We start from the raw sequence: 16954 nt of genomic DNA on the forward strand, positions 1-16954 counted from the left end.
CGTGTTTACGCACTTTGACGTCAAAAATTTAAGGTGAGGGTGATAACGCTTAATTACTATTCAGCCATATTCGTTGTTCAGGAGGGGAGCCGTCATGACCATACTGCATTGCGTGGATTTTTTTCCGACAGGTAAAGCGCCCGTCGCTATTGAGCCGCGGCTTCCTCAGACAGCATTCCCCGAACATCATCATGATTTCCATGAAATCGTGGTGGTTGAGCATGGCACGGGGATTCATGTGTTCAACGGACAGCCCTATACCATCAGTGGCGGTACGGTGTGTTTTGTCCGCGATCATGACCGGCATTTATATGAACATACTGACAATTTATGCCTGACGAATGTTCTGTATCGTTCCCCGGATGCGTTTCAGTTTCTCGCCGGATTACACCAGTTGTTACCCCAGGAACAGGATGGGCAGTATCCCTCTCACTGGCGTGTGAACCAGGGGGTGCTACAGCAGATTCGTCACCTGGTGGGGCAGATGGAAATCCTTGGCGAGGAGATGGACACGCCGACGGCGGCAAATCGCGAAATCTTGTTTATGCAGTTACTGGTGCTGTTGCGTAAAAGCAGCCTGATGGAAGCGGCAACCGATAACGACGCGCGGCTCAATCGTCTGATGGCGTGGCTGGAGGATAATTTTACCAGCGAAGTGTGTTGGGAGGCGGTGGCTGAACAATTTTCACTATCTTTGCGCACATTACATCGCCAGCTTAAGCAGCAAACCGGATTAACGCCGCAACGCTACCTTAATCGCCTGCGACTGATCAAAGCGCGCCATTTGTTACGCCACAGCGATGACAGTATTACCGACATCGCTTATCTCTGCGGTTTTGGCGACAGTAACCACTTTTCGACGCTGTTTCGCCGCGAATTTGAGTGGTCGCCACGGGATATTCGTCAGGGACGCGATGTTATTGCTGGAAGCTGCCTCCAGTAACGCGAAAGCTATCAACGTTTTTTGCCGCCATATTTGTTAGTAATGATTGGCTTATGATGCCGGAAAGCGATGTGTATCCGGCTGGCGTGTCACGTAATCTGTAGACCGGGAAAGGCGAAGCCGTTGCCCGGCAGGGAATATTGTGGTGACGAATCAGCTAGTCCTTCTAAAATCAGAATTTTTTGCCCATGACCAGCAGGCCGTCGCGGTTGCTGACCGTTATCCGCAGGATGTTTTTGCTGAACATACTCATGAGTTTTGTGAACTGGTGATGGTGTGGCGTGGCAATGGTCTGCATGTACTTAATGGTCGCCCGTACCGGATAACCCGTGGCGATCTCTTTTATATTCGCGCCGAAGACAAGCATTCCTACACCTCGGTCAATAACCTCGCGTTGCAAAATATTATCTACTGCCCAGAACGGCTGACGCTGAATTTGGGCTGGGAAAGCGCGATCCCCGGGTTTAACGGCACAGAACGGCAACCTCACTGGCGATTGGGCAGTGCGGGCATGACTCAGGCCCGGCAGGTGATTAGCCAGCTTGAGCATGAGAGTTATCATCGCGATCCGCAGGCCTGTGACCTGGCAGAACTGTTATTTGGACAACTGGTGATGATCCTGAAACGGCACCGTTACGCGACGGACACGCTTCCGACGACATCAAGTGAAACCCTGTTGGATAAGCTGATTACCGCGCTGGCCGGGAGCCATGAACATGCCTTTGAGCTGGACCAATTTTGTGCCCGTGAGCAGTGCAGCGAACGTGTATTACGTCAGCAGTTTCGCAACCAGACCGGAATGACCATCAATCAATACCTGCGTCAGGTACGGATTTGTCATGCTCAGTATCTGCTGCAGCATAGTCGATTGATGGTCAGTGAGATTTCTATGCGCTGTGGCTTTGAGGACAGTAACTACTTTTCGGTGGTGTTCACGCGGGAAACCGGGATGACGCCGAGTCAGTGGCGCCATCGCCGTTATTTATAGGATTAGCTTGCCATTCCCATCCCGACAATGTTGGCGGCGACGATAATCACCACGCAGCCGAGACTCAGCACGCTGACAGGGCGTCGTCCCGCATTGCTCCACTCTTTCATGATCAGACCGACAATACCGCCGCACAGGACGTAGAAGCTCATGTGCAGCATCCAGCTCATGTAGTCATACTGCGCCGGAATTTTGGCGTGGCCCCAGGCGTAAAAGAAGAACTGGAGATACCACATCAGACCCGCGAGCGCCGAGAACAGGATATTGCTGATAATCAGCGGTTTTGCCAGCGAGAAGTCGGCTTTTACCGACAGGTTCTTCATTTTTGCCAGACGGATGAAGCAGTATCCCAGGTTGATCACCGCACCGCCGCCCATGATGACCACGTAGCTTGGCAGGGCGACATACAGCGGATCAATACCGAGTGCGGCGGCGGCTTCATGCATCGGCTTCGCCGCATCCATGGCAAAGGACATCCCGGCGGAGAAAAAGCCGCACATCACCGCCAGTATCAGACCTTTTTTCAGGTTGAACTCTTCGGCTTTGATGCCCATCTTGCGCTCTTTTAGCTGCCCGGCACGGGTGACAATCGCCACGCCGATCAGGGCGACCAGCACGCCGAACAGGGTCATACGGCCGCCAGGTGTGCCGATGAGCACATCAAATTTACCGGCAATGATGGGCGTCATTAAAGTACCGACAATCAGCGTGATGCCGATGGCGATACCAATCCCCATCGACATACCGAGGTAGCGCATGGTCAGGCCATAGTTGATGTTGCCGATCCCCCACATTGCGCCGAATAAAAATACCGGCAGCAGGGTAGAGGCGCTGAAAGAACGGTAATAAGCCCAGAAATCCGGCAGCAGGATGGCGCTGACGAGCCAGGGAAGGATCAGCCATGAAACAAAGCCGCCTATAGACCACATGGTTTCCCAGGACCAGTGTTGTACCTTTTTAAAAGGGGCGTAGAAACAAGCGGCACTAGCGGCACCGATAAGATGCCAGAATATCCCCATCGTAATTGCGTTACCCATTCTGTTTCCTTTTAAATTATCGATCTGGCTGGATGAAAATCACCCGTTTTGATGATCAAAAGTCTAAAGAGTGAGCAATGAATTAACCTTCAGCATGCTGCCGCATGATGGGTAATGCTGGCAAAATTCAGGGGATGAAAGGGATGTTGATCACAAATTGCTGTTCCGCCCCTCTTTTTTGAGAAGGGCGGAAATACCGTGGGTTAGCAGATTTTTACTGCCTGAATGCCCAACAGCCAGGCGAGTTTTTCCAGTACCTCACCATGATGGCCAAGGCCAATACTGCAATGGTGGGCTGGACCGCCCATGCACCATTGCGCGGTAAAATCGCGAGCCGATAATGGGAAGCGATAGCGGCTGTTGGTATTGCCGATATCCAGAACTTCACCCGCCACCGCTTCACCTTCGGCATACTGTAAACGCACGCCGTTTTCGGCATCTTCAATCACTGAAAGAAAGGTGACTGGGCCAGGTTTTACGGTCATCTGGATCGATACACCTTTACCCGGTTTACCATGATAAACCGGCAGCGGCACCAGACTCACCGGACCGTCCGCCATCAACGGATGGGCCGGGCCGTCATGCCCCCACAATACAACATTATCAATAAACTCAATGCCGTATGGCTCTGAGAACGAACCGCCGGCGCCCAGAAGCTGCTGGATCTTCATCGCCAGCACATTTTTGATTTCGTATTCTCCGGCTACGGGAATACCACGGTGGGTGAGCAGCGTGTTGCCGAGGATGATTGAGGTGATGATGTTTTCGTAAGCATTGCCGTTTCGGCCTTCGTAGTAATAGGCCAGCGCACCGAGCGTATTCCGGGCGATCAGCTGATCCATGGCGCAGGCAGTGGTGAGTGCGCGGTCAAGCTCGGCGGGTTCGCATGCCGCATCCAGTTGAAGCACACGGTGCATCTCCTGTCGCTTGGCGCTGAGGTCTGTCTCGCTGACCTGCTCGCGGTATTCCGCCAGTTCACACATTTCCAGCGGTTTAAAGCGTACGCCCAATTTGGCGGACAAATTCGTCATATTGCTGTAAACGTCCACCATGCCGTCATAATAGTGTCCGAGTACGCCGACCTGACAGTTTGCCAGCATCTGACGAGCGTTTAGCGCCTGTAACCACTGCGCCGTTTGTTGCCAGACATACTCATCGCCCTGCAACGCGCCAACAATCAGCTGAAAACGGATGTTCGCGCGGTTAAACACGTTTGCCAGTTCGGGAGCGCTGCAGGCCTGGCAGTGCGCCAGCCACTCTCCGGTACGCCCGCCCCGATCCGGGATTTGACGGATAGTCGCATAGGGCAGACCTGGCTCAGGCTGCAGGGCCAGAATAATCACCGGCTTATTGATACTCTGTACCAGCGGCAGCACCGTTGCGCTGAGGGCGTAGGTGCTGATGTAAAGACAGACGGCATCGACCGGTTGCTGCTGCAACCGCCTGATAAGCGCATCGGCTTTATCGACATTATCAATCAGGCCGCCGTTAATGACGGTGGCGTGTTGCGCCGTCAGACGTTCATCAATCGTTTGCAGATAGCCCTGAAGACGTGATTCCAGGCCAGTAAACTGGGGCCAGTAGGTGTCGAGGCCGATACCGAAAAGGGCGATGTTGACAGACATAGCAATATTTCCTTGTGAGATAATCGGCAGACTATCTCGTGCTTTGTCTCCCGTGTCCTTTATGTCGCTGCCTGTTTTCTACCCAGGCTGGCAAAATTCGCCTGATTTTCCCGGTGACGTTCACACTTTCACCTCAAAATAGCCCTGTAAAAAGTACGGCATTGATAATCATTTTCAATATCATTTAATTAACTATAATGACTCAACTGCTTACGCGGCATTAACACTGGCCGCCCGACAATACTGGAGATGATTATGAGTTATACACTGCCATCCCTGCCGTACGCTTATGATGCCCTTGAACCGCACTTCGATAAGCAGACGATGGAAATTCACCACACCAAACACCACCAGACCTACGTGAACAATGCGAATGCTGCGCTGGAAAGCCTGCCTGAATTCGCGAACCTGTCTGCTGAAGAGCTGATCACCAAACTGGATCAACTGCCAGCGGACAAGAAAACCGTTCTGCGCAACAACGCTGGCGGTCACGCTAACCACAGCCTGTTCTGGAAAGGTCTGAAAAAAGGCACCACGCTGCAGGGTGACCTGAAAGCGGCTATCGAACGTGACTTTGGTTCCGTTGACAACTTCAAAGCTGAATTTGAAAAAGCAGCAGCAACCCGTTTTGGTTCCGGTTGGGCATGGCTGGTACTGAAAGGCGACAAACTGGCTGTTGTTTCCACCGCAAACCAGGATTCCCCGCTGATGGGTGAAGCGATCTCTGGCGCATCCGGCTTCCCGATCGTGGGCCTGGATGTTTGGGAACATGCTTACTACCTGAAGTTCCAGAACCGCCGCCCGGACTACATCAAAGAGTTCTGGAACGTGGTGAACTGGGATGAAGCAGCAGCGCGTTTTGCGGCGAAAAAATAAGTCCGATAGCGCGGTGTTTGCCTGGTCTTAGCGGACTTTTGTAGGCCAACCGACGCCATCTGGATAAGCGATACAGCCCCTGCAAGCGATGCTTGTGGGGGCTTTTTTGTGATCAAACTCAATATAAAAACAATGATCCACTTAAATTGAAACAAGGTTTTATTATGTGGTTGTGATCACTTTTATCGTATCTATGAATGTCTATCTTCTAATCATCAAGACGGGCGCATCTCATAAGTAAGGTGCATTCGCCCATAAAAATTGCCCCATTTTTATGTCTATAGGTGATGGAAATGCAGATCAAACGTACGATAGAGAAAATCCCCGGCGGTATGATGCTCGTTCCGCTTTTTTTGGGCGCGTTATGTCATACCTTTTCTCCCGGCGCCGGGAAATACTTCGGTTCATTCACTAACGGGATGATCACTGGCACGGTGCCGATTCTGGCCGTCTGGTTTTTTTGTATGGGGGCGTCGATCAAGCTGAGCGCCACCGGAACCGTATTGCGTAAATCCGGCACGTTAGTGATCACCAAGATTCTGGTTGCATGGGTGGTTGCGGCGATTGCATCACGCATACTCCCGGAGCACGGTGTGGAAGTCGGGTTCTTCGCCGGGTTATCCACGCTGGCGCTGGTGGCCGCAATGGATATGACCAACGGTGGGCTGTATGCCTCGATTATGCAGCAGTACGGCACCAAGGAAGAGGCCGGGGCGTTTGTCCTCATGTCGCTGGAATCGGGCCCTCTGATGACAATGGTGATTCTGGGAACCGCCGGGATTGCTTCATTTGAACCGCATGTCTTTGTCGGCGCGGTGTTGCCTTTCCTGATAGGTTTTGCGCTGGGTAATCTCGACCCGGAACTGCGCGAGTTTTTCAGTAAAGCAGTGCAGGCATTGATCCCTTTCTTCGCGTTCGCACTGGGTAACACCATTGATTTGAGCGTGATTGCCCAAACCGGTGTGCTGGGTATTCTGCTGGGCGTGGCGGTAATTATCATTACCGGTATCCCGTTGATTATTGCAGATAAACTGATTGGCGGTGGGGACGGTACCGCAGGGATTGCGGCGTCCAGTTCGGCAGGTGCGGCGGTTGCAACGCCGGTTCTGATTGCTGAAATGGTACCGGCATTTAAACCTATGGCACCTGCAGCAACGTCTTTGGTGGCGACGTCAGTGATTGTGACATCGATTCTGGTGCCGATTATCACCTCTGTCTGGTCGAAGAGAGCGAAAGCAAAAGCGGCAGAAATCGATTTGCGTGGGGCGGTGAAGTAACTCCCTTTTGCCGAATGGCGCTGCGCTTATTCAGTCTACGTATGCCCGGTAAGCGTTAGCGCTACCGGGCATTTTGGGGTTAACGACCAAATACCCGATCAATCGTGTTGCACTCGTCCTCGTTCAACTCTCCGCCCGCATTGCGTGATACCCCGGTGCAATAGCCAAACTTCCGCGATACCACCGTTTTAATGGTGGTAACAAAATCCTCACCTATCGTGTAGATGGACATGTAGGTGCCAATCTTATCCTGAATATCCCGCAGCGCCGCCAAATCGCCCTGCTTAAATGCCTCCCTTGCGCTGACAAACAGCTCCGGCATGACGTTATTCAAACCGGAGATAATGCCTGCGCCACCGGCCAGCAGGTTAGGAATATAGTATTCGTCATAACCGGACAGCACGGCAAAATCGTCGCGCACGGCGCGGGTTGTCTGAATCATGCTGCGGGTATGGGACTGGCAGTCTACGGTATCTTTGATACCCGCGAAGTTTGGAAACTCTGCGGCGAGTGTTGCAACCAGCGTGGGCGTTAAATCACAACCGGTGCGCGCCGGAAAGTTATAGGCAAACCATTTGCCAGTGAGCCTCTGACCCAACTGGCGGAAGTAGCTCAACAGCTGCGTCGACGTTTGTCCGTAGTAGTAGGGGGGCAGGATCATGACGGCATCGTATCCCGCGCGATACGCTTCTTGTGCCATCAACAACACATCATTTTGGCAGGTGGATGAGATATTCGCGACCATCTTCAGTGTGCTCATGGCCCGGGCTTCTCGAATCAGCAGTAGCCTTTCTTCCAGCGTAAAAGAAGCAAATTCGCCGATGCTGCCCATCAGCAAAATAACGTCGATCTTTGCCTCGGTAAGGCGTTTGAGATGCTGGCTCAGACCGTTGAGATCGATCTTGCCGTCATTGCCCATTGGCGTAATGGAAGGACACCAGACGCCAGCAAATTGCGATTGACCAGTCACGTTGTTGACTCCTTAATTGAAATGACGTTTCAAAACAAGATTACATTGATAGCATGTGTCCCTAAGTTTCATGTGAACCGTGCTCTCATTTTGAGCGACTGGGGTAAAATAAATATGGTGTAATGGGGAAAATTAATCGGGAGAGGGAACAGATGCGATATCCGGTCGATGTTTTTACGGGCAAGATTCGGGACTACACGGGAAGCCGTCCCAGCGCTATTGCCAAAGTCCAGGTTGATGGTGAGTTGATGCTGACCGAACTGGGGCTGTCAGGTGACGAACAGGCAGAAACGAAAATTCACGGCGGGCCGGACCGCGCGCTGTGCCACTATCCACGAGAACACTATCAGCACTGGGCGCGAGAATTCCCCGAACAGGCAGAGTTATTTGTCGCCCCCGCTTTTGGCGAGAACCTCTCAACGCTTGGCCTGACGGAAGAGAATGTGTACATCGGCGATATTTTCCAGTGGGGAGAGGCGCTGATTCAGGTTACGCAGCCGCGCTCACCCTGTTTTAAGCTGAATTTTCATTTTGGTATTCACGATATGGCGAGCCAGATGCAAAATTGCGGCAAGACAGGCTGGTTGTGCAGCGTTATCGCGCCAGGGCTGGTATCCGCGGATGCGCCTTTGGTTCTGGCCTCACGCGTTAGCGATGTCAGCGTGGAGGAAGCCATTGCTATCGCCTGGCATATGCCGTTTGATGACGAACAGTATCATCGTTTGCTGTCGGCGGCGGGGTTATCCAAGAGTTGGACCAGAACGATGCAAAAGCGCCGTTTAAGCGGCAAGATCGAGGATAATTCGCGTCGTTTGTGGGGGAAATAGCTTTTCGCAGTGAAATGCAGGCCGGGCAAGGCAGCGCCTCCACCCGGCATAACAGCGATTACGAACGTTTATACAGCGGCAGCCAAATGACCAGTCGTAGACCGCCCAGCGGGCTGTCCTCGGCCTTCACCCAACCGCGGTGCTGCTGAATGGCGGTTTCAACAATCGCCAGACCCAGACCGGTTCCGCCGGATTCACGATCGCGCGCCTCATCGGTACGGTAGAACGGACGGAATATCTGTTCTCTGTCTTCAGGGCTAACGCCCGGGCCATCATCGTCCACAGTGATGGTAATCCCGTCTTTATCCACCGCGAAGCCCACTTCAATCTTCGTGTGTGAATAGCGTAAAGCGTTACGCACAATGTTTTCCAGCGCGCTTTCCAGTGCATTTGGGTTACCGTACAGCGGCCACGGTCCCGGCGGGAAATTCACGGTTAATGATTTTCCCATCTGCTCGGCTTCAAATGCGGCGTTGTCCAGCACTTCGCCCCATAGCTGATTCGCTTTCACGGTTTCGCTGACCAGCGCGTTTTTCTGCTGATTACGCGACATCACCAGCAGGTCGTTGATCATGCTGTCCAGTCGGTGCGCTTCCGTTTCAATGCGTTCCAGCTCTTTGCTTTCACCGTTACGACGACGCAGTAACGCGGTTCCAAGCTGCAGACGCGTCAGCGGCGTTCTTAGCTCGTGGGAAATGTCCGACAGCAGGCGTTGCTGGGTGGTCATCATCCGTTCCAGCGCCGTCACCATCTGGTTAAAACTGGCACCCGCCGCAAGGAATTCCTGCGGGCCCGCTTCCAGTTCAGGGTGTTGACGCAGGTTACCCTGAGCCACCTCATCCGCTGCGTTTTTCAGCTTACGCGCTGGTTTTGCCAGACTCCACGCCAGCCAAAGCAACAACGGAGAACTGACCAGCATGGTCACGATCAGCAGCAAAAGCGGCCGGTCAAATAGCAGGTTGATAAAGTCCGATTGCGAGCTGCTGGCAGGTCGAATGAGATACAGCTGGTAGTTATCTTCGCCATCTCTGACGGAGAAAGGCCCGACCATCTCAACGCGACCGTATTTTTTCTTTTGCGGATGATCGGCGTTATCTGCCTGACCAATAAAGTTACGAATGATCTGCATTTCGTTGCGTTCTGCGCCGATCACGCGTCCTTCCGTCGTGACGAGCAATAATCGCTGTCCTGGCGGAGCCCACTTGTCTATGGCACGGAACAAGCGACGCCACCACATCAAATCGTTGGGTGGATCGTTCGCGAGTTCTGCTTCAACGTGTTGCTCGATCATCAACCCCTGGCGCTGTTCGCTGTCCAGTAGCTCGGTCATCTGGCGTGAGTCGAGCTTGGGTAACATCAATACCAGCATCAACACCAGTGCCAGCGTCAACCAGAAGATGGCAAAGATGCGTGCGGTTAAACTCCCTATCATGAAGCAGAAACCATCAGGTAGCCGCGACCACGCAGAGTTTTAAACCACGGATGCCCGTCTTTACGCTCTGGCAGCTTACGACGCAGGTTCGAGATATGCATATCGATCGCGCGGTCGAACGGTGTCAGGCGTTTGCCCAGCACTTCCTGGCTCAAGTGTTCACGAGATACCACCTGGCCGAGGTGCTGCGCCAGCAAGTAGAGCAGAGTGAATTCCGTGCCGGTTAACTCCAGGGTTTGGCCATCAAAGCTGGCTTCCTGGCGGCCTGGGTTCAGACTTAACGCATCCACTTCCAGCGTCGGCGAGCCGTTGTCGCTGCTCTGCTGTTGTTCACTCCAGTGTGAGCGGCGCAGAATAGCGCGGATGCGCGCGACCAGTTCACGGTCGTTAAACGGTTTGGGTAAATAATCGTCCGCGCCCAGCTCAAGGCCGAGTACGCGATCCAGTTCGCTGCCGCGAGCGGTCAGCATAATGACAGGTGTCTGGTGTGTCTGGCGAAGCGCTTTCAGTGTATCAATGCCGTTTTTTTTCGGCATCATGACATCAAGCAAAAGTAAATCGATGCTGTCATCCAGAAGCTCAAGTGCCTGTTCCCCGTCGTAGGCAACCTGCACATCGAAACCTTCCATTTCGAGCAACTCCTTTAACAGGGATGTCAGCTCTCGGTCATCATCAACTAACAGAATTTTATTCATTGTTTACGTACCTCCGAGGCAGAAATTACGTCATCAGGCGGCGCTAATCTATGACTTTACGTTGTTTTACACCCCCTGACGCATGTTTGCAGCCCGAATCGTAAACTGTCTCTCGTTGAATCGCGACAGAAAAGATTTTGGGAGCAAGTGATGGGCAAAGTTACCGCTGCCGTCATGGCCTCAACGCTGGCCCTCAGTACATTAAGCCATGCAGCTGAAGTCGTCACAGGCGATCACTGGCACCTGGGTGAAAGCGCTTCGCAACGCAATGCGCAGAGTCACATGTTTGACGGTATCAGTTTAACCGAACATCAACGCCAGCAGATGCGAGATTTAATGCAGCAGGCAAGACATGAGCAGCCTCCTGTAAATGTGAGTGAAATGGAGACAATGCATCGCCTTGTCACCGCAGAGAAATTTGACGAAAGCGCTGTGCGCGCTCAGGCAGAAAAAATGGCACAAGAACAGGTTGCCCGCCAGGTTGAAATAGCCAAGGTTCGCAACCAGATGTATCGCCTGTTAACGCCTGAACAGCAAGCGGTTTTGAATGAGAAACATGAACAACGAATGGAGCAACTGCGCGACGTCGCGCAATGGCAAAAAAGCTCATCGTTGAATTTATTGAGTAGTAGCAACTCACGTTCCCAGTAGTAACCCTGTTTTCCTTGCCATAGACACCATCCCTGTCTTCCCCCACATGATGTGGGGGTTTTTTTTGCCCAAAATTTGACACTCGGTTATTGCCTGACTGTTTTGCTTCATCCGTTATACTAGCGGCATATCCTGGCAGGAGTGTTTATGAATCAAACCTATGGGCGTCTGGTCAGCCGGGCGGCAATCGCTGCGACAGTGATGGCATCGCTGTTACTTTTGATCAAAATTTTTGCGTGGTGGTATACCGGGTCGGTGAGTATTCTGGCGGCACTGGTCGATTCACTGGTTGATATCGCCGCGTCGTTGACCAACCTTTTAGTGGTGCGTTATTCGCTGCAACCGGCCGATGACGAACACACGTTTGGGCATGGGAAGGCTGAGTCGCTGGCCGCGCTGGCGCAAAGCATGTTTATTTCTGGTTCGGCGCTGTTTTTATTTTTGACGGGTATTCAGCACCTCATCCAACCCACGCCGATGAAAGATCCGGGCGTGGGTGTGGTCGTCACCGTCATTGCGTTAATTTGTACTATCATACTGGTCACGTTTCAGCGCTGGGTGGTGAAACGTACGCAAAGTCAGGCTGTTCGGGCAGATATGCTTCATTATCAGTCTGATGTTATGATGAACGGTGCGATCCTCGTTGCGCTTGGACTGGCCTGGTATGGCTGGCATCGTGCAGATGCCTTGTTTGCGCTGGGGATTGGCATCTATATTTTATATAGCGCATTGCGTATGGGGTATGAGGCGGTGCAATCCTTACTGGATCGCGCGTTACCCGATGAAGAACGTCAGGAAATTATTGATATTGTGACGTCATGGCCGGGAGTCAGCGGCGCTCACGATCTTCGCACGCGGCAGTCAGGGCCGACCCGCTTTATTCAGATTCATTTGGAAATGGAAGATAATCTGCCGCTCGTTCAGGCACATTTAGTGGCTGAACAGGTAGAGCAGGCAATTTTGCGGCGTTTTCCGGGGTCAGATGTGATTATTCACCAGGATCCCTGTTCCGTCGTACCCAGGGAAGGCAAGATGTTTAATTCGTTGTAAAAAGTGTACCAGGTCAGCATTTTGTGTATAAATTACCACCATTTGGCCTGACCTGAATCAATTCAGCAGGAAGGGATTGTTATACTATCTGCATATTGGTTGGATCGTTTCGATATGCGGAATCGACTTCCGGCAGCAGATTTCATTTTGCATTCCAAAGTTCAGAGGTAGTCATGATTAAGAAAATCGGTGTGTTGACAAGCGGCGGTGATGCGCCGGGCATGAACGCAGCAATCCGTGGTGTTGTGCGTGCAGCGTTAACGGAAGGACTGGAAGTCATGGGGATCCATGATGGCTACCTGGGTTTGTATGAAGACCGTATGGTTCAGCTTGACCGTTACAGTGTGTCCGACATGATTAACCGTGGCGGTACCTTCCTGGGTTCTGCTCGCTTCCCTGAATTCCGCGACGAAAATGTACGTGCGGTGGCTATCGAAAACCTGAAGAAACGTGGCATTGATGCACTGGTTGTCATCGGTGGTGACGGTTCTTACATGGGTGCAAAACGCCTGACTGAAATGGGCTTCCCATGCATCGGTCTGCCGGGCACTATCGATAACGACATCAAAGGCACTGACTACACTATCGGCTACTTCACCGCACTGGGTACCGTGGTAGAAGCGATTGACCGTCTGCGTGACACCTCTTCTTCTCACCAGCGTATTTCCATCGTTGAAGTGATGGGTCGCTACTGTGGCGATCTGACCCTGGCGGCAGCGATTGCCGGTGGTTGTGAGTTCGTTGTGGTACCGGAAGTTGAGTTCAGCCGTGACGATCTGGTTGCTGAAATCAAAGCGGGTATCGCGAAAGGCAAAAAACACGCAATCGTCGCGATCACTGAGCACATGTGTGATGTTGACGAACTGGCGCATTACATCGAGAAAGAAACGGGCCGTGAAACGCGTGCAACCGTGCTGGGTCACATTCAGCGTGGTGGTTCCCCGGTTCCTTACGACCGTATCCTGGCGTCCCGTATGGGCGCATATGCCATTTCTCTGCTGCTGGAAGGTCACGGCGGCCGTTGCGTCGGTATTCAGAACGAACAACTGGTTCACCACGACATTATCGACGCTATCGAAAACATGAAGCGTCCGTTCAAAGGTGACTGGCTGGACTGCGCGAAAAAACTGTACTAATCGTGGTTGCCGGATGCGGTGCTTGCGCATCTTATCTGGCCTACGAAAATCGAAAAGGCGGATTTGTTTCCGCCTTTTTTATCGCTCATCATATTCCCTCAAGTTATAGCAAATCTTTTTTTATTCTTTAATGTTTGAAAACCTTTCTGGCAGGCTTTGCTCATCACAACATGAAATGAGAGAGCTGGGCGATGAACAAATGGGGAGTAGGGTTAACATTATTGCTGGCATCGACCAGCGTTCTGGCGAAGGATATTCAGTTACTTAACGTATCGTACGATCCTACGCGCGAACTGTACGAGCAGTACAACAAGGCATTCAGCGCGCACTGGAAGCAGGAAACAGGCGATAATGTCGTGATCCGTCAGTCGCACGGTGGCTCGGGTAAACAGGCGACTTCCGTCATTAACGGCATTGAAGCGGATGTGGTGACGCTGGCGCTGGCTTATGATGTAGATGCTATTGCTGAACGCGGTCGTATCGATAAAAACTGGATCAAGCGTCTGCCGGACAACTCTGCACCTTACACCTCCACCATCGTCTTCCTGGTACGCAAAGGCAACCCTAAACAAATTCATGACTGGAACGATCTGGTCAAACCGGGCGTGTCGGTGATTACGCCAAACCCGAAAAGCTCCGGTGGCGCGCGCTGGAACTATCTGGCGGCGTGGGGCTACGCTCTGCACCACAACAATAACGATCAGGCAAAAGCACAGGCGTTCGTCCAGTCGCTGTTTAAAAACGTTGAAGTGCTGGATTCCGGCGCTCGCGGCTCAACCAATACCTTTGTTGAACGCGGAATCGGTGATGTGCTGATCGCCTGGGAAAACGAGGCGCTGCTGGCAACTAACGAGCTGGGTAAAGATAAGTTCGAGATCGTCACCCCGAGTGAATCCATTCTGGCAGAGCCGACCGTCTCGGTTGTCGATAAAGTCGTGGAAAAGAAAGACACCAAAGCGGTGGCAGAAGCCTATCTGAAATATCTCTATTCCCCGGAAGGTCAGGAAATCGCGGCGAAAAACTACTACCGCCCGCGTGATGCTGACGTTGCGAAAAAATACGAAAATGCGTTTCCGAAGCTGAAGTTGTTCACCATTGATGAGGTGTTTGGCGGCTGGACGAAAGCGCAGAAAGAACACTTCTCTAACGGCGGCACATTCGATCAGATCAGTAAACGGTAAGTACCGGTACTGTGCCCAGGCCTGGTCGCATAATGCGGCCGGGCTTTTTTATTTGTCATCATTTTGCGTTACTCTTGCACTTCAATGAGATACAGGGTGCGCGTAATGAAAAAAGCTGGCTATCTTTTCCTCGCGGTGATGGTGATTGCTGCTGTGGCGGGCATAGGGTACTGGAAATTTGCCGGTAACCCGGATGCGTTACGTCAGATTGTCCTTGAGCAATGCCTGCCAAACGAGGTGCAACGGCACAATCCAGCGCCGTGTGCTGAAGTGAAGCCCGATGCCGGGTACGTGGTATTTAAGGATCGTAACGGCCCGCTGCAATACCTGCTGATGCCCACATACCGCATTAACGGTACGGAAAGTCCGCTGCTGTTGAAATCAGGTACGCCTAACTTTTTCTGGCTGGCCTGGCAGGCGCGTAGCTTTATGAGCCAAAAATATGGTCAGGAGATCCCTGACAAAGCGGTATCGCTGGCGATCAACTCACGTACCGGTCGCACGCAAAACCACTTTCACATTCATATCTCTTGCCTGCGACCCGATGTCAGAACGCAACTGGATGAGAATCTGGCCAAAATCAGCACCCGCTGGCTGCCATTACCCGGTGGATTGCGCGGACATGAATATCTGGCGCGACGTGTTACGGAAAACGAGCTGGCGCAACGCAGTCCGTTTATGATGCTGGCGGAAGAAGTGCCGGATGCGCGTGAACGCATGGGCAGCTATGCGCTGGCGATGGTGCGTCAGAGCGATGAGTCCTTTGTTCTGCTGGCGACACAGCGCGACCTGCTGTCGTTGAATCTTGCCTCTGCTGAGGAAATTCAGGATCATCAATGTGATATTCTGCGATAACCCCACCTAATCTGGCGTTTACTCTCTTTGTCTGTCCCCGTATTCTTGTTGAAAAAAACAACAGGAGACAGGCATGTCGCTCTGGCTTACGCACCCGCTGTTTATCCCTTCACTGGTGGTTGGCATCACTATCCTGCTCTGGGCAACGTCGCTGCTGCCGGAATTTATCACGGCGCTGCTGTTCTTTTCCGTCGCGATGGTGGCCAAAATTGCGCCACCGGATGTGATCTTTGGTGGGTTTGCGTCATCGGCGTTCTGGCTGGTCTTCAGCGGATTTGTGCTGGGCATTGCGATTCGTAAAACAGGGCTGGCAGATCGGGCGGCGCGTGCCTTGTCATCCCGACTGACCGACTCCTGGCCCTTAATGGTTGCGAGCGTGGTGCTGCTGAGTTATGCCCTGGCGTTCGTGATGCCCTCCAACATGGGACGTATTGCGTTATTAATGCCAATTGTCGCAGCGATGGCGAAACGCGCTGGAATCGCTGACGGCACCCGTGCCTGGTATGGCCTGGCATTAGCCGTCGGTTTTGGCACTTTTCAGCTTTCCGCCACAATCTTACCCGCAAACGTGCCTAACCTGGTGATGAGCGGTGCCACGGAAGGTTCGTGGGGGATTCATCTGAACTATCTTCCCTATTTACTGCTCCATACACCGGTACTGGGCTGGCTGAAAGGTGCGGTGCTTGTTCTGCTTATCTGCTGGCTGTTCCCGGGCAAACCGCATGCGCCACGCGATCTGACACCACCTGAGCCAATGAGCCGTGATGAAAAACGCCTCGCCTGGATGTTAGCGGTGGTGTTGATCTTATGGGTGAGCGAAAGCTGGCATGGCATTGGTCCGGCATGGACCGGGCTGACGGCGGCGGTTATCACCTTGTTACCCCGCGTGGGCTTTATCAATGGGGATGAGTTTTCCACTGGCGTCAATATCCGCACCTGTATTTACGTGGCGGGTATTCTGGGTCTGGCGACCTCCGTGACGCAAACCGGTATAGGTCGTGCGGTGGGGGAGGCGCTGTTACAGGTGATGCCGCTGGATGCGGATAAACCGTTTACCAGTTTCCTCGCGCTGACCGGAATTACCACGGCGCTCAATTTTATCATGACGGCTAACGGTGTTCCGGCACTGTATACCACGCTGGCACAAAGCTTTTCCGATGCGACCGGATTCCCGCTGCTGTCAGTGATTATGATTCAGGTGCTGGGTTACTCCACGCCGTTGCTGCCGTATCAGGCCTCGCCGATAGTGGTCGCGATGGCGTTAGGCAAGGTGCCTGCACGAGCTGGAATGTTGCTGTGTATTACCCTGGCGGCGGCAACCTATCTGTTACTGCTGCCCCTGGATTATCTGTGGTTCACTGTATTGGGGAAATTATAGTTTCGTTGTGGTGTTAATTTTTTGTTTTGTGAG

Annotated in this window: 16 protein-coding genes; 11 read left to right on the forward strand and 5 right to left on the reverse strand. The window is 52.7% G+C overall.

Going from position 1 to position 16954, the window contains the following annotated elements:
• Positions 1 to 94: 94 nt before the first annotated feature.
• Both rhaS and rhaR read left to right on the forward strand, forming a co-directional pair.
• On the forward strand, positions 95 to 943 hold the full coding sequence (gene rhaS, locus N7268_RS06165) for an HTH-type transcriptional activator RhaS (RefSeq protein WP_260862134.1): 849 nt from the start codon (positions 95 to 97) through the stop codon (positions 941 to 943).
• A 145-nt stretch (positions 944 to 1088) separates the two neighbouring features.
• The gene (gene rhaR / locus N7268_RS06170; RefSeq protein WP_260862135.1) at positions 1089 to 1931 is read left to right on the forward strand and encodes an HTH-type transcriptional activator RhaR; all 843 of its coding nucleotides are present in this window, start codon (positions 1089 to 1091) and stop codon (positions 1929 to 1931) included.
• Between the two features lie 2 nt (positions 1932 to 1933).
• Here rhaR and rhaT read toward each other — a convergent pair whose 3' ends face one another.
• Both rhaT and N7268_RS06180 read right to left on the reverse strand, forming a co-directional pair.
• Complete coding sequence (gene rhaT / locus N7268_RS06175) at positions 1934 to 2968, reverse strand: L-rhamnose/proton symporter RhaT (RefSeq protein WP_198907309.1); 1035 nt, start codon at positions 2966 to 2968, stop codon at positions 1934 to 1936.
• 203 nt (positions 2969 to 3171) lie between these two features.
• Positions 3172 to 4593 (reverse strand): L-fucose/L-arabinose isomerase family protein, encoded by a 1422-nt coding sequence (locus N7268_RS06180; RefSeq protein ID WP_260862136.1) that lies wholly within the window; start codon positions 4591 to 4593, stop codon positions 3172 to 3174.
• Between the two features lie 255 nt (positions 4594 to 4848).
• Between N7268_RS06180 and sodA the strand changes: the two genes are divergently transcribed.
• Together sodA and kdgT are read left to right on the forward strand one after the other, a co-directional pair.
• A complete protein-coding gene (gene sodA, locus N7268_RS06185) occupies positions 4849 to 5469 on the forward strand; it encodes a superoxide dismutase [Mn] (protein ID WP_103780006.1) in 621 nt (206 codons plus the stop codon).
• Positions 5470 to 5762: 293 nt separating this feature from the next.
• Complete coding sequence (kdgT, locus tag N7268_RS06190; protein WP_260862137.1) at positions 5763 to 6746, forward strand: 2-keto-3-deoxygluconate transporter; 984 nt, start codon at positions 5763 to 5765, stop codon at positions 6744 to 6746.
• Positions 6747 to 6825: 79 nt separating this feature from the next.
• Here the strand turns inward: kdgT and N7268_RS06195 are convergent, their stop codons facing one another.
• A complete protein-coding gene (locus tag N7268_RS06195; RefSeq protein WP_260862138.1) occupies positions 6826 to 7716 on the reverse strand; it encodes a dihydrodipicolinate synthase family protein in 891 nt (296 codons plus the stop codon).
• A gap of 152 nt (positions 7717 to 7868) precedes the next feature.
• Between N7268_RS06195 and yiiM the strand changes: the two genes are divergently transcribed.
• The gene (yiiM, locus tag N7268_RS06200; protein ID WP_260862139.1) at positions 7869 to 8543 is read left to right on the forward strand and encodes a 6-hydroxyaminopurine reductase; all 675 of its coding nucleotides are present in this window, start codon (positions 7869 to 7871) and stop codon (positions 8541 to 8543) included.
• Between the two features lie 58 nt (positions 8544 to 8601).
• On the opposite strand, the gene cpxA is transcribed toward yiiM, so the two are convergent.
• Together cpxA and cpxR are read right to left on the reverse strand one after the other, a co-directional pair.
• On the reverse strand, positions 8602 to 9975 hold the full coding sequence (cpxA, locus tag N7268_RS06205) for an envelope stress sensor histidine kinase CpxA (protein WP_260862140.1): 1374 nt from the start codon (positions 9973 to 9975) through the stop codon (positions 8602 to 8604).
• On the reverse strand, positions 9972 to 10670 hold the full coding sequence (cpxR, locus tag N7268_RS06210; protein ID WP_260862141.1) for an envelope stress response regulator transcription factor CpxR: 699 nt from the start codon (positions 10668 to 10670) through the stop codon (positions 9972 to 9974). Before cpxR ends, cpxA begins: the two co-directional genes overlap by 4 nt.
• 150 nt (positions 10671 to 10820) lie before the next feature.
• On the opposite strand from cpxR, the gene cpxP reads away from it, so the two are divergent.
• The 6 genes from cpxP (at position 10821) to N7268_RS06240 (ending at position 16921) form a co-directional block, all read left to right on the forward strand.
• The gene (gene cpxP, locus N7268_RS06215) at positions 10821 to 11321 is read left to right on the forward strand and encodes a cell-envelope stress modulator CpxP (protein WP_260862142.1); all 501 of its coding nucleotides are present in this window, start codon (positions 10821 to 10823) and stop codon (positions 11319 to 11321) included.
• 147 nt (positions 11322 to 11468) lie between these two features.
• On the forward strand, positions 11469 to 12371 hold the full coding sequence (gene fieF / locus N7268_RS06220) for a CDF family cation-efflux transporter FieF (RefSeq protein WP_260862143.1): 903 nt from the start codon (positions 11469 to 11471) through the stop codon (positions 12369 to 12371).
• A gap of 173 nt (positions 12372 to 12544) precedes the next feature.
• A complete protein-coding gene (gene pfkA / locus N7268_RS06225; protein WP_260862144.1) occupies positions 12545 to 13507 on the forward strand; it encodes a 6-phosphofructokinase in 963 nt (320 codons plus the stop codon).
• A gap of 191 nt (positions 13508 to 13698) precedes the next feature.
• The gene (gene sbp / locus N7268_RS06230) at positions 13699 to 14688 is read left to right on the forward strand and encodes a sulfate/thiosulfate ABC transporter substrate-binding protein Sbp (protein WP_260862145.1); all 990 of its coding nucleotides are present in this window, start codon (positions 13699 to 13701) and stop codon (positions 14686 to 14688) included.
• A 105-nt stretch (positions 14689 to 14793) separates the two neighbouring features.
• Positions 14794 to 15543 (forward strand): CDP-diacylglycerol diphosphatase, encoded by a 750-nt coding sequence (locus tag N7268_RS06235; protein WP_260862146.1) that lies wholly within the window; start codon positions 14794 to 14796, stop codon positions 15541 to 15543.
• 73 nt (positions 15544 to 15616) lie between these two features.
• Positions 15617 to 16921, forward strand: coding sequence for an SLC13 family permease (locus N7268_RS06240; protein ID WP_260862147.1), 1305 nt, complete (start codon positions 15617 to 15619; stop codon positions 16919 to 16921).
• The last annotated feature ends 33 nt before the right edge of the window (positions 16922 to 16954 follow it).

The organism is Citrobacter sp. Marseille-Q6884, from assembly GCF_945906775.1.
Lineage (GTDB): Bacteria > Pseudomonadota > Gammaproteobacteria > Enterobacterales > Enterobacteriaceae > Citrobacter.